The following is a 12,701-nucleotide window of genomic DNA, read 5'->3' as shown; positions in this document are numbered from 1 at the left end:
CGCAATTGAATTACGTCTTATACGATCATATTCCGCCGCAGAGCCGCGAGTTACGGAAGGGGGCAAAATAATGGACCGCCTCAGCAAAAAAGGCGGAAACCGCATGGGTTTCTGCCTTTTGCTCTTCACTGCAGCAGCTGTTTCATTCTCTGTATGGTCTCGTCATTGTAGGGCAGGTTCACCGTGGCGCGAAGATCATAAGAGTCCTCCACCTGGAAGGTAATATGGCTGAATTCAAGCAGCCCCACGCGCGGATGGTAGATTTTTTTCCGGCCTTCCTTGACGTTCAGCACATCATGCTGGGGCCACCATGCCCTGAATTCCTCGCTTTCCTTGTTCAAATCTTCAATCATCCCGCTCCACCAGGGGTCCTCCACATTGAGTCCGTATCCCGCACGAAACTGGGCGAGCCGCAGCCTGGCGTTTTTCTCCCATCCCTCGCCCAGAAGCTCCTTCGTATAGGGAGAAACAAACATTCTCCAAACCGAGTTCCGCTCCCTGACCGTCATCTGCTCATAATCGCCGAATACGAGGCGCGCCGCTTTGTTCCAGCCGACGATATCCCAGCGGGAATTGGCCACAAACGCCGGATGTTCCCCCTGTTCGTCCAGGAATGTCTGCAGGAGCGGACTGACCGACATTTCCGGCTGCTGATAATGAAACGGCAGAAGTCTCGAGGCCAGCAAAAACAGATGCTTCGTCTCATTCTCATCCAGCTGCAGCGCTTTGGCGATGCTCTCAAGCACTTGAGAGGACACCGAGATGTCCCTTCCCTGCTCAAGCCACGTGTACCAATCGACACTCACGCCGGCAAGCAGCGCCACCTCCTCCCGCCGAAGGCCGGGCGTTCTTCGTCTCCCTCCACCGGGGAGACCCGCCTGTTCCGGAGCCAGACGGGCCCGTCGGGTCTGCAAAAATTCGGCAAGCTGGCTCGTACGCTGATGCGTCGTCTCCATGTAAAGCCCCCCCATTTTCTATCCGAAGTGGGCAAGATGACGGCTCCATAGGAGTACCACTCCTAGGATAAACCGCTCTCTTCATCCCCGTTTCTTCTGAATATACACTATACAACACATCGATGGGTTTGAAAAAGTTCAAGAGAGGGGTTTATGGAATGAATGGAACATCAATTACAGCAGGGACCAAGCCGGCCAACCAAAGAAACCGGTCTTCCTGGCTGCTTGCAGGGCTGTCCCTCGGCTACTTCATCGTGCTGCTGGACACGACGGTCGTCACCGTCGCGCTCCCTGCCATCCGGGATACGCTGGGCGGTGGATTCAGCGGAATGAGCTGGGTAACGGGCGCGTATACGATGGTATTTGCCAGCATGCTGATGGGCATGGGTGCGCTGGCCGATCGATTAGGGGCGGCCCGCGTTTTTTTGAGCGGGATCGTCCTGTTTATGCTGGCTTCGGTCCTATGCGCCGTCTCGCCCGCCATCGGCTGGCTGATCGGCTTCAGAGCGCTGCTCGGCGTCGGCGGAGCGGCACTGCTGCCGTCTTCTCTGACGATCATGGCGGAGACGTTTACAGATCCCGCCCGCCGGGCCAAGGCACTCGGCATCTGGGCGGCGGTGTCGGGCTTGGCGCTTGCCGCCGGTCCGATCATCGGCGGCATTCTGGTCGACACCCTTGGGTGGCAGAGCATTTTTCTGCTGAACATCCCCGTGGGAATCCTCAGCTGGCGGTGGACGCGGGCGAACGTCGACTTTTCGGCCCGGGGACCAGCACACTCCGGCATGGATCCTGCCGGTCAGCTTGCCGGCCTGCTGGCCGTGGCGGCACTGACGAGCGCTTTTATGGAAGGCGAGGACCTCGGATGGGGATCACCCGTCATTCTTATTTTGTTCGCTGCCGCCTCCCTGCTTATCGGCCTGTTCGTCTGGATCGAAAAACGAAGTGGTTCGCCGATGCTGCCCCTGTCCTTGTTCAAAAGCCGGGTGCTCGTGACCGGATTAGCGGCCGGGCTGCTTATTAATTTCGGCCTTTCCGGCGTGCTGTTTGTCATGACGCTGTATTTCCAGCAGCTCCACCGTTATTCAGCTATGGGAACGGGCCTTGCCTTTCTTGCGCTGACGATCCCTATGGCGGTGAATCCCATGCTGATGAGCAGGCTGATCAGCCGGTTTGGAGCACCGCGCACCATCGGTACAGGATTTCTCCTGGCATGCACCGGAATGCTTGTCCAGGCTCTCCTTTCTGAAGATACAGGGTATATTCCCACCGGGATTGCGCTGCTGCTGATCGGCTGCGGCATCTCATTTATTTTGCCGCCGCTCGTCTCCGTGGTGATGACTGCCGCGCCGCAGGGCAAGACGGGAACGGCTTCCGGCGCGCTGAATGCCTTCCGTCAGCTCGGCGCTACGCTCGGAGTGGCGATGCCCGGCGTCCTCATGGCCGCAAGTCCAGATTTGAACCATGGCGTCATGAGATCCTTGCTGCTGACAAGTTTCCTGTGCCTGGCCGGAAGCTTGCTCGTTTTCCGGTATATCGGGAGGACATCAAGCAAATCGTCTCGAAACCGTTAATCGTCAATAAGCATGCCAAGCGTTTGATTCCGCTGGCATGCTTTTTTTTGCTGGCGGAGCAGCCGGCATCCTATATTGTGGAACGGGTCGACCTGGAGACCTACACCAGCGAACCCGTCCGTATCATTCATCGAGCCGTCCGGGCGTAACTTGTTGACAGCTTACTCTTCCCATACGTCTTCCAGAGGAAGCCCTTTCTCCGCTCTGGCTGCATCGACGACCGATTGAATAAATGCCGTTTTGGCCCGGGTGTAAGCATTCATGGATTCAGCGCTTCGGGCCGCCTGCCATTTAATGGCTCCGTACTCCTCCACGAGCTCCGGATGGCGGCGCAAGTAATCGCGGAGCAGCATTTCGTTGCGGGTATGGAACTGTTCGTCGTAAGGCATCAGATGAACATTATGCGTCCAGACTCCCTCCGTCGATTTGGCAAATAAATGCCTTCCCCGCATCCCGGTCTGTACGTAAGTATAGCAGGCCGGATCCAGCAGGTCTTTGTAATAAGCAGCCGGACGGAACGGCTTCACGCCGACGAACATATCCACCACGGGTTTGGCCTGCTGCCCGGGAATGGCCGTGCTGCCGACATGCTCGATCACCACTGCATCCAAGCCCGCTAATCCGGACAGCCGTTCTTTCTCCAGGGCGAACACATCCGCCCATTCCGGCGAATAATCCACAATTTCGATCCCGCTATCCATCACGCACACCTCTTTCGTATATTTTGCCCTCCAACGGCCGGACCAGAGCCGCGGCCGCTTCTATTTGTTTCCATCATACACACCCTTGCCGGCAGTTCCAACCCTGTTTTTCCACGGCACAAAAAAAAGCCGCGCATGCGCGGCTGGGCTTATTTGCCCGTTGTTAGGTTCACCGTATTGGAAGCTCCGTCCCACACGACCGAGTAACCGGATATTTCCGACATGTTGCGAAGCGGAAGCATCAGCGAATTCCCCTGAAACCGGGAGGCGGTGATGTTTACCGTTTTGCCATTCACGACAGCCTTGCCGGAGAGCGCCTTATGGGTAATTTTGCGAATTCCCGTGTAGACTGTCACCGTTTGGGTGCCGGCGTTCCATTCAACCGTCCCGCCCAGCAGCTCGAAGCAAGCGCGAAGCGGAATATAAATGCGGGAATCGACCATGATCAAATCCTGCTTCAGCTGGGCCTCTTTTCCATTCACCACCAGCTTTCCGTCATACGACTGCACACCCACCGCATAGCCGTGATTTTGGGCGATCGTTTCAAAACTGAGGCTGGACGTCGTAATAATAGCCATCGTATGCAGAGGCACCTGCTCGAACAGCCAGTGAATCTCATCATTGTACATGCGGATGCATCCCGCGCTGACGTACTTTCCGATCGAGTTTTTGTTGCTGTTGCCGTGGATGGCGTACGTCGTCCCCATCGTCCCGTTGACATTGAGGCCGATCCAACGGTCTCCGAGCGGATTGCGGGGATCCCCACCGGGAATTTTTTCTTTGTAATACGGACGGTTTTTGATCTTGTTGACGATTTCGAACGTTCCTTCCGGCGTCAGTTCAGGCGACTTTCCCGTCGCTACCCTGAACTCCTTGACCAACTTCCCACTGCTAAAATATGCCAATTTATTCGTCTTTTTATTGACGATAATGAGGTCTTGCGAGGCAATTTTTGCCTCGGCCCCGGCCGGAAACATCCAGCAAAAGGACAGAACTAGAACGAGTGCTGCCGCGGCATAACGGCGATAAAGGCTGCGGACTGACAGTGGCGAACTCCCTCCCTTCAGATGGTAAACCCATATTCAATATATGGCGCGGGGGCAATGTCCTACGACCGTCGAATTTCAAGCAAGCGGTTCCAAAATGTTTTGTAAGCGTTTATAATGTTCGTAGAACGGACACATTTTAGGGATTTAAAGGAGTGATGATGCTGCTGCAGTACCATAAAGCCGCGATGGGAGGCCGAAAACGATGGCAAAATACCGAATCTTATTAACGTGTTTATTGCTTGTTGCTTTCATGGTTAGCGGATGTTCTAGCGGGTCTTCATCTAATAGTAAAGCGAAAACGCTTACTCTTTGGTACTGGAACCGGAGTCTGGACGACAATTTGATCAACGCGGTCCAGAAGCAGTTCCCGGGAATCCGCATCAACGCCCAAAAAATCGGGGGCGACTTCAAATCCAAGCTGAAAACGACGCTGGCTGCCGGCAGCGGCGGTCCGGATATCGTGGCCTTTAACGACTGGGTTACCGAGCTGTTCCCAAGCGCCGACCGTTTCTACAACCTGTACGATCTCGGAGCGAAGGACATTGAAGGGGATTACCTCGACTGGAAATGGCAGCTTGGGGTCACGCCGAAGGGCGAGATGATCGCCATGCCGATCGACACGGGCCCAACCGCATTGTTTTACCGCGCGGACCTGTTCGAGCAAGCGGGCCTCCCGACCGAACCGGAAGAGGTTCATCAAATGATGGGCACTTGGGAGGACTATTTCGCCGCAGGCGAGAAGCTGCAGAAAGCGCTCGGCGGCAAGGTGAAGCTGCTCGACAACATCGGTCAGGTGTATTCCCAGGTCAACGCACAGTCGGATAAAATTTATTTTGATAAAAACGAAAATTTCATCGGCGAGGATCCTTCCTCATCCATGAAGAAGGCGTGGGACCTGGCGGTCAAAGCCTCTCAAATGGGGCTGCTCGCCAATGCCAGCACGTTCTCCTCCGAGTGGAACGCCGCGATGAACAACGGCAAAATCGCTTCCTTCGTGAGCGCCGTATGGGCGAAGCAAATCCTGATGGACGCGGCCCCGGATACGGCGGGCAAATGGCGCGTCGCGCGAGCTCCGGGCGGAGACGGCAACAACGGCGGCTCCTTCCTCGCCATTATGAAAACGAGCAAATACCCGAAAGAATCCTTCGAGGTGATGAGCTGGCTCCTGAATCCTGAAAACCAGGTAACCAGCTTCAAGGAACTCAACTTGTTCCCTTCCGCCTCCAAGGCGCTCGATTCGGACGTTATGAAGCAGAAAGAGGATTTTTTTGGCGGCCAAGCTACCGGTGAAATTTTTACGGAGTCCGCGCGCAACGTGAAGCCCTCCTATTTCGGCACAAAATATGCCAACCTGAACGGCATTGTAAGCCGTGAGCTGTCATCGGTCGCCCTTCAGGGCAAAAACCCGGATAAGGCATGGAACGATGCACTATCCAGAGTGAAAAAGGAGCTGCTGCGTTAAACGGTCATACCATCCCGACTATGGAGGTAGAGTCTTATGGGTCAACCATTACAGAAGCGAACTCAATTCGATCCCGGCAGCTCCATGCAGTCGCCGGAGCGGAAGCGGGGATTGGGGTCTGAAATATGGAAGCACCGGAAAGAATACCTGGCCATCTCCCCATTCTATATTTTGTTTGCCGTCTTCGGCTTGTTCCCGATCCTGTTCTCGATGTATCTTTCTTTCCAAAAATGGGACGGCATTGGCGTCATGACCTTTAACGGTCTGAACAACTATCAGTTCATGGTTACCGATCCCGAGTTTTGGAAGGCGGTCGGCAACACGCTCCTGATCTGGATCTATTCGACCATTCCGATGCTGTTCTTCGCGCTCATCATCGCGTTTTTGCTGAATGCGTCGTTTGTGAGGTTCCGTACCTTTTTCCGGATCGGTTACTTTCTGCCGAACGTTACTTCACTCGTTGCGGTGGCGATTGTGTTCAGCACCGTATTCTCCAACAACTACGGGCTGCTGAATTACTTCCTGTCCCTGTTCGGGATTTCCCCCGTGGAATGGCTGAACAAAACCTGGGGCATCCAGCTGGCCGTATCCATCATGGTCATCTGGCGCTGGGTTGGATACAATGCCATCATTTATTTGGCGGGACTCCAGAGCATCCCTACCGTCCTCTATGAGGCCGCCAAAATTGACGGAGCCACCGGCGTCCAATCCTTCTTTCGCATCACGATCCCGAATTTACGGCCTATTATTCTTTTTACCGTCATTACTTCGACCATCGGAGGCATGCAGATCTTCACCGAATCGCAGGTGCTCGTCGGCAACGACGGCGGCGTCAGCGGCGGAGGTCTGACGATCGTTCTCTACCTGTACCGCGAGGCATTCGTGAACAATTACTTCGGCTACGGCTCCGCCGTCGGCTGGGGCATGTTCATATTGATTGCCCTCTTCTCGATCTTCAACTGGCGGGTAGTTCAGGGCGGCGGTGCCAAAGATGAATAAACGGGGTGATAAGCATGGTTAAAAGGAAGTCTTCTATCCTGCTGTATTTCGGATTGATCGTCGGACTCATCGTTTCCATTTTTCCTTTTTACTGGCTGGCCGTCATGGCTACGCGTACCACTGCGGAAATCTACAGCTTCCCGCCCAAGTTCTGGTTCGGGACACAGTTTATCAGCAATGTGACGCGGGTGTTCGAGAACATCGATTTCTTCGGCGCGTTTCTCAATACCCTGTTTGTGGCCTGCTGCAGTACCTTGCTGGTCCTGTTCTTTGATTCCCTGGCAGGCTTTACGTTTGCGAAATTCAAGTTTCCCGGCAAAAAGTGGCTGTTTGTCCTGCTGCTCGCCACGATGATGGCGCCGGCGCAGCTCTCGCTCGTTCCTTCTTTCGTCATCATGGCGAAGTTCGGGTGGGTGGGCTCCTTCAAGGCGCTGATCATTCCCGGCATGGCCAATGCCTTCGGCATTTTCTGGATCCGCCAGTACGCGGAGGAATCCGTTCCTTCCGAACTGCTGGATGCCGGCCGCATCGACGGCTGCGGCTTCTTCCGGCTCTATTGGAACGTCGCGATCCCGATCCTTCGCCCGGCGTTGTCCTTCCTGGGAGCGTTCACCTTCATCGGCTCCTGGAACGATTATCTCTGGCCGCTGATCATCCTGAACGACGAGCGTAAATTTACGCTGCAGGTGGCGCTCTCCTCCCTGAACGGAATTTATGTGACCGATTATGCGATGGTTATCGCGGGCACGCTGCTCGCCGTCATTCCGCTCATCATTTTGTTCCTGTTTGTCAGCAAGCAGTTTATTTCCGACATCGCAGCCGGGGCGATCAAAAGCTGACGGGCTTGCCAGTACTTATCGAAAAGGGAAGTCTTATGCCAGTCCCCATAAACTGTGGGCTTCTGTCAAAAGAACCCTTGGCAAATGGAAAAAGGAAAACCCGCCCATCCGGGCGGGTTTTCACGCTGTTTATAAGCAGTCCTAATGGGGCCATTATCGTTTGAACACCACGTCGACGGCGATCGGCCGGTGATCCGAAGCTTCCGTAGCGATCACGCGTTGATTCGAATGCTGAACTTCAGGCGAAGTTACGACGTAATCGATCGTTTCGGACGGCTGGTCGGCCGGAAACGTATAGGCATCTTCAACGCCTTGAAAGCTGTTAATGAATAAACCGCTGTCTAACACAGCCTGAAACTCCGGACTGTCAGGTTCCGCATTAAAATCCCCCATGAGAAGCTTTGGTCCATCAGCCGTGGTAGCCAGATTAACGATTTCCTGCACCTGCGCCTTACGGCTTGCGGCATCGAGTCCCAGATGCGTATTATACACATCCACATGAATTCCCCGCAAATTGACGACCGCATGCAGAACGCCGCGCTGCTCATCGCCGAAGCTGCTAAGCAGTACATTGTCAGACCGGAGGATCGGATACTTGCTAAGGATGGCGGTTCCATATTGGCGGTTGTTCGTCTGGCCATCCGCCGGTTCCAAATCCAGATTGGCACCATATGCGTAGTGATAACCGAGCAGATCTGCTAATTCCTTGGCTTGGTCCTGAAAGCCGCTTCGCTCCCCGAAAAACCGGTCCACCTCCTGCAGACCAACGATCTCTGCGCCGGAATCCCGGATCACATCCGCAATTCTGTGCAGACTCAGCTGATCGTCCAGACCGACGCCATGATGAATGTTGTAGGACATTACGGTCGTGCCGACTTCCTTGCCATTCCCTTGACCAGCGGCCATGGCGCTCGTTGAGAACAAGGATACGATCAGCAGGCTGACGATCGGTATAATCAAATGCTTTTTCATGAATGACTCTCCCTTCAAGGTTGGAAAATGTTGTATTGGGCGTTTCAATCTTGCATAATGGCCTAGAAGCGACCTACTGTTCATTCAGCAGCGATTCCGCATCGCGAAGCAGGTACCCCGCAGCGTCGACGGATACATGTTTTCCCTTTTGAGCGTTGACTTCATGGATAAAGCTGCTTACATGTTGATTCTGCAGCTTTTTCAGCAAGCTGTTCGTCATCCTATTGTTGTCAATCCAGCCGACTTTTGCGAAGCGCTGAACTAATTCCTCGAGAGCCGCGTTGCTTGTTTTCACTTCGAAATCAACGGACTTTGCGCTGGTATTCCCCGCCAAATCACTGGCTTTAACGGTGAACGTATGCGCTCCTAGTGCCAGCTCGTACATGGGTGTGTCGCTTAAATCCGTCAGAACCTTTCCATCCAGCAGGACTTCCGTTTTCGCGTTATCGACACCGGTCCAGGCGTCCGATAGTTCAAATCTCGGTTGGAACGTACCTGAGGTTAATTCAGATGTAGTCACAGGGCCCAGCCTGATCTCGGGGGCTGTCCAATCGACGGTTATTTGGCTGGCAGCCTGAAAATTCCCGCCTTCCGTCGTTGCCGTAATAACAGCCTTTCCCTCCCCTACTGCCTTCACACGTCCTTCACCGTCCACCTCAACGACCTGATCATCATCGGTACTCCATATGACTTTTTTATTGGTCGCGTTGCTGGGACTGACGGCAGCCTGCAGTGACGCACTGCGATCGGAAGACGCATTAAAAACGAACTTCGGCCGGTCGATCGAAATGCCCGTGACGGGAACATGTTCAGGGGCATGCTCAACGATAAGCTCATTCAGCGCGATATTGCCCCATACCCGGTTCCCATCATTCACTTTCAGCCGCAGCTTATAAGCATGAACCGTCGGAAACGTAACGGTCTGTCTTTCTTGGGTGCTGTCGTTAAGCTTCCATTCGACCGATGCATCAGGTAATGCGGTCCTCCAGCCGCTGCCGTCGTAATACTCCACGTCAAACTTGGTGATCCCTTGACCCATGCCGAAAAAGGTAACCAATGTGACCTGGTTGACAGGTACGGGGTCATGTCCGTAATCGAGCGAAATATAGCCCGGAAAAGATACGTTAACGTCGCTTCCCCATGCCGAGTTCAAATTGTTGTCGATAATGTTTGTAATGGTACCCGCCCCTGTAGGGAATGACGTGGTGATCATATCTTTGGAAAAATCCGGATTATTATATATTTCTAGTTCGTTCATCGTGATCCTGCCGGACTGCGCATTTCCTCCATGCACTTTCAATCGGATTTTGGAAAACCGGGTGAGCGGAAACTCGACGGATTTGATCTCATACGAACCGTTATTCACATCCCAGGACAGATGAATATTCGTCCGAACCGGCACCCATCCTGACCCGTTGTCGTATTCCAGTTCGAAGTCCGTGATCCCCGATTCCTGCCCAAATCTCGTATTGATCTTCAATTGATTGGCAGAAATGGTTTGAGCCCCAAAGTCAAGCGTGATATATCCCGGAAAAGAAGGTGAAACCTCGGTAGACCAGGCGGTGTCGTAAAACTTATCGTTTATGTTATCAATCGGCTGTGAAGATGACGAACGAAATGTCGTGCTTGCGGCAGCCTGTGGAGCCAAGTCATCGACAGGCGTGCTGACCGGCCGGATCTGAACAACGTCGATAGGGTCCGGCATAGAACCGGCTGGAGGCACGCTGCCTTCGTATTCGTGTGCGCCGATATCCGGGGCCTCATTGTATAACCGATTGCCGAAGTAGTCCCTGCCTCCGTTTGCTTTGATGCGAATGCCTGCACCGATCAAAGGAGAATCGGCTAGCAGCTTATAACCGTCGACAGTATTCATCCCTTCCGCTCCGCTGCCTGGATTCGTAAATTGCGGATCACCGGTTACCCCATGGGCATCGGCCTGAACGAGCGTGTTCCCTCCATAATACGCGTTGTAGTCGAACGTTTGCCCCCTTAAATCCCAGCCTTTATCCCCTGAGCTGTAATAGACATTGTTATAATTTTTGATGTTGCGCGGAGCGCCGGAAGCCTTGGTGAAATAATCGCTCATAACCGGGTTGCCGGATGATTTGCCGACGTAAACCGTATTATTGTAGTTATACACGTTATCGATCGATCCGCTGTACCGGAAAATGCTTTTTCGGTCATTCTGGCTGATGTTATACCTTACGACCGTATTGATCGTGTCATACGTATCGTTTACAAAAAGCATAAATCCGCCTGCGTTATCATGACTGTAGTTGTACTGGACGAGCGAACCGATGTTTCCCGCGTCCACGTCGAAGCCGTGACCGTCTTCAGCGCCGTTGACGCTGGCAAAAGATTCGTTGAATTGGACCAGATTGTTGTCCGAATAGGCCCACCAGATGGAGGCATTGGTTGCCAGATATGTAGCCTGCCCTACCGTATTGTGCTCGACAACCGCTCCATCGGTTACGTTCCATGCGATTCCTCCCGTTGCGGCTCTGAGGACGGTGTTGTTGGATATGTTCACACGGGTCGAAGGTGTCCAAGGCCCGTAAGGCTTCGGCACCCATGGCCATAAATCGCCCATTCCGTAACGCAGAATGCAGTTGGAACCGATGTAAATGCCATAGGCATCCACGTCCGTCAGCATATTACCGTCAATCAGGACGTCGTCAAAAGCGCTGGGGGTCGTTGACCCGATCGAGTCGAAAATAATCCCGCCGGATCGTGTCGTATAAGAACCGTCTACATCATGAATGTTCAAATTTTTGATATGAATATGGTGCAGCAGTCCCGCTTCTTCATTTAAGATGTAGACGCCTCGCCGTTGTCCGCGCGGGTTTTGCCAGTCCCTGTCAAAGGGCAAGGGGGAGCTGTTCGTTACTTCTAGGTTGCTGATCTCCCAATACTGCTGATTTTTCAAAAAGACCGCTTCCAGCTCTGACGTCACCCCGGCGATTAACGGCTTGCTGCCTTCCCCATACTTATCAATGATGATGGGACTTCCCTGTTCGCCTGAGCCTTTGGGCCACAGCCTGCCATTCCAGCTTTCCCCGGCTTTAAACAAAATCTTGTCCCCCGGAGAAAAGGTTGTTTCATTGACTTTGTCCAATGACTTCCAGGCAGCATTTGGGCTTGTTCCGTTATTCCGGTCGTCTCCTCCCGTACGGTCCACATAATAAGTCGTTCCGGATGCCATGGCGGCCTGCGGCAAAACGATGAAAATAGAACAAACCATGGAGAAAATCAAAGTCATGCAGAACCCCTTACCTCCCCATTTCCTCAAAAAGCATCATCCTTTCCTTGTATAATGTATGTAATGCCAAATCGGCGTTACAACGTTACATTTGAAACAAATCGTACTGCTCCGGGTTCACTACGACCTTTGCTCCGGAGACGCGTTCGTGGACATAGCCCTCGTATTTGTTGTCGATATAGTCCTTGACTACCTGGTCTTTCACAGCATCAAATGCCGGATTCTTCGATCCTGCGCTGTTTTGGGATTCGTAAAACTGCTTCAACTGCTGCTCATCGGGCTTCCAATCCTGCTCCATCAGATGGTTTTTGACGGATACGATCGCGTTCGTCATGACGTATTCAAAATAAGCTTCCTCACTGTACTCTTTAGGCCCGAAAACTACCTGATGTTGGTTGACTGCGGTTTGCCTTCTCTTGTTTTCTCGCTGGAGGGATTGGACAAAACTGTCATCACCGATATCCTGCAGCACCCCCTGCTCCTGCGCAATGATTTGCTGTATTTTGATGTTCACACTCGTTTGCAGCGCTCTTTTTTTGAGCATCTCCAGCGGAGTTTCCCCGCCGTAAACCGTGGTCCAAAACGCCAGCGACGGCTCTGCGTCATATTTTTCGTAAAAATAGCTGATGACTCCGGCTTTATTGGCCGTTATGGCTCTGCGAAATTCGTTGACTTGAATCGGTACACCATTGACCGTCGCGATCACATCAGCGTGATGCTTCGTCTTTGAAACTCCGGTTCCGGCAGTGACTATAACGATCATGGAACCAATGACCAACAACCCGGCCATATACAGCCATTTGGGACTGCCAAAATGATGTAAGACCTTGATCATAAACATCCCCCGCCTCGCCAGCTTATTTGGAATAAAGTTGTAAAAACATGGCCCTTAT

General features: G+C 53.2%; 11 protein-coding genes. 5 read left to right on the top strand and 6 right to left on the bottom strand.

Annotated elements, in window-relative coordinates; translation table 11 throughout:
- Positions 1 to 125: 125 nt before the first annotated feature.
- Positions 126 to 956: a helix-turn-helix transcriptional regulator gene (locus tag FHS19_RS04780; protein WP_183579326.1), complete on the bottom strand. Its 831-nt coding sequence runs from the start codon at positions 954 to 956 to the stop codon at positions 126 to 128.
- A 158-nt stretch (positions 957 to 1,114) separates the two neighbouring features.
- On the opposite strand from FHS19_RS04780, the gene FHS19_RS04775 reads away from it, so the two are divergent.
- Positions 1,115 to 2,527, top strand: coding sequence for an MFS transporter (locus FHS19_RS04775; protein WP_183579324.1), 1,413 nt, complete (start codon positions 1,115 to 1,117; stop codon positions 2,525 to 2,527).
- A 23-nt stretch (positions 2,528 to 2,550) separates the two neighbouring features.
- Positions 2,551 to 2,676 (top strand): hypothetical protein, encoded by a 126-nt coding sequence (locus FHS19_RS35235; RefSeq protein ID WP_281382366.1) that lies wholly within the window; start codon positions 2,551 to 2,553, stop codon positions 2,674 to 2,676.
- 12 nt (positions 2,677 to 2,688) lie between these two features.
- Here the strand turns inward: FHS19_RS35235 and FHS19_RS04770 are convergent, their stop codons facing one another.
- On the bottom strand, positions 2,689 to 3,228 hold the full coding sequence (locus FHS19_RS04770) for a GrpB family protein (RefSeq protein ID WP_183579321.1): 540 nt from the start codon (positions 3,226 to 3,228) through the stop codon (positions 2,689 to 2,691).
- 149 nt (positions 3,229 to 3,377) lie between these two features.
- The gene (locus FHS19_RS04765) at positions 3,378 to 4,220 is read right to left on the bottom strand and encodes a L,D-transpeptidase family protein (RefSeq protein WP_312887167.1); all 843 of its coding nucleotides are present in this window, start codon (positions 4,218 to 4,220) and stop codon (positions 3,378 to 3,380) included.
- A 259-nt stretch (positions 4,221 to 4,479) separates the two neighbouring features.
- Between FHS19_RS04765 and FHS19_RS04760 the strand changes: the two genes are divergently transcribed.
- The 3 genes from FHS19_RS04760 (at position 4,480) to FHS19_RS04750 (ending at position 7,577) form a co-directional block, all read left to right on the top strand.
- Positions 4,480 to 5,739 (top strand): ABC transporter substrate-binding protein, encoded by a 1,260-nt coding sequence (locus tag FHS19_RS04760; RefSeq protein ID WP_183579314.1) that lies wholly within the window; start codon positions 4,480 to 4,482, stop codon positions 5,737 to 5,739.
- A gap of 84 nt (positions 5,740 to 5,823) precedes the next feature.
- The gene (locus FHS19_RS04755; protein ID WP_246426496.1) at positions 5,824 to 6,738 is read left to right on the top strand and encodes a carbohydrate ABC transporter permease; all 915 of its coding nucleotides are present in this window, start codon (positions 5,824 to 5,826) and stop codon (positions 6,736 to 6,738) included.
- 14 nt (positions 6,739 to 6,752) lie between these two features.
- Positions 6,753 to 7,577: a carbohydrate ABC transporter permease gene (locus FHS19_RS04750; protein WP_183579311.1), complete on the top strand. Its 825-nt coding sequence runs from the start codon at positions 6,753 to 6,755 to the stop codon at positions 7,575 to 7,577.
- A gap of 153 nt (positions 7,578 to 7,730) precedes the next feature.
- Here FHS19_RS04750 and FHS19_RS04745 read toward each other — a convergent pair whose 3' ends face one another.
- From FHS19_RS04745 to FHS19_RS04735, 3 genes are all read right to left on the bottom strand, one after another.
- Positions 7,731 to 8,549 (bottom strand): endonuclease/exonuclease/phosphatase family protein, encoded by an 819-nt coding sequence (locus tag FHS19_RS04745; protein WP_183579308.1) that lies wholly within the window; start codon positions 8,547 to 8,549, stop codon positions 7,731 to 7,733.
- Between the two features lie 73 nt (positions 8,550 to 8,622).
- Complete coding sequence (locus tag FHS19_RS04740) at positions 8,623 to 11,808, bottom strand: Ig-like domain-containing protein (RefSeq protein ID WP_183579304.1); 3,186 nt, start codon at positions 11,806 to 11,808, stop codon at positions 8,623 to 8,625.
- 85 nt (positions 11,809 to 11,893) lie between these two features.
- Positions 11,894 to 12,643: a hypothetical protein gene (locus tag FHS19_RS04735; RefSeq protein WP_183579302.1), complete on the bottom strand. Its 750-nt coding sequence runs from the start codon at positions 12,641 to 12,643 to the stop codon at positions 11,894 to 11,896.
- Positions 12,644 to 12,701 lie beyond the last annotated feature (58 nt).

Origin of the sequence: Paenibacillus rhizosphaerae (assembly GCF_014192015.1) — a bacterium.
In the GTDB taxonomy this organism is placed as follows: domain Bacteria; phylum Bacillota; class Bacilli; order Paenibacillales; family Paenibacillaceae; genus Paenibacillus_AQ; species Paenibacillus_AQ rhizosphaerae.
The sequence above is the reverse complement of the archived record's forward strand: the minus strand, read 5'-3'. Positions and strand labels throughout refer to the sequence as shown.

Excerpts from the sequence above, each read along its gene's own strand:
- FHS19_RS04780 (WP_183579326.1), bottom strand. The coding sequence starts at position 956 with ATGGAGACGACGCATCAGCGTACGAGCCAGCTTGCCGAATTTTTGCAG.
- FHS19_RS04775 (WP_183579324.1), top strand. The coding sequence starts at position 1,115 with ATGAATGGAACATCAATTACAGCAGGGACCAAGCCGGCCAACCAAAGA.
- FHS19_RS04770 (WP_183579321.1), bottom strand. The coding sequence starts at position 3,228 with ATGGATAGCGGGATCGAAATTGTGGATTATTCGCCGGAATGGGCGGAT.
- FHS19_RS04760 (WP_183579314.1), top strand. The coding sequence starts at position 4,480 with ATGGCAAAATACCGAATCTTATTAACGTGTTTATTGCTTGTTGCTTTC.
- FHS19_RS04755 (WP_246426496.1), top strand. The coding sequence starts at position 5,824 with ATGCAGTCGCCGGAGCGGAAGCGGGGATTGGGGTCTGAAATATGGAAG.
- FHS19_RS04750 (WP_183579311.1), top strand. The coding sequence starts at position 6,753 with ATGGTTAAAAGGAAGTCTTCTATCCTGCTGTATTTCGGATTGATCGTC.
- FHS19_RS04745 (WP_183579308.1), bottom strand. The coding sequence starts at position 8,549 with ATGAAAAAGCATTTGATTATACCGATCGTCAGCCTGCTGATCGTATCC.
- FHS19_RS04740 (WP_183579304.1), bottom strand. The coding sequence starts at position 11,808 with ATGACTTTGATTTTCTCCATGGTTTGTTCTATTTTCATCGTTTTGCCG.
- FHS19_RS04735 (WP_183579302.1), bottom strand. The coding sequence starts at position 12,643 with ATGATCAAGGTCTTACATCATTTTGGCAGTCCCAAATGGCTGTATATG.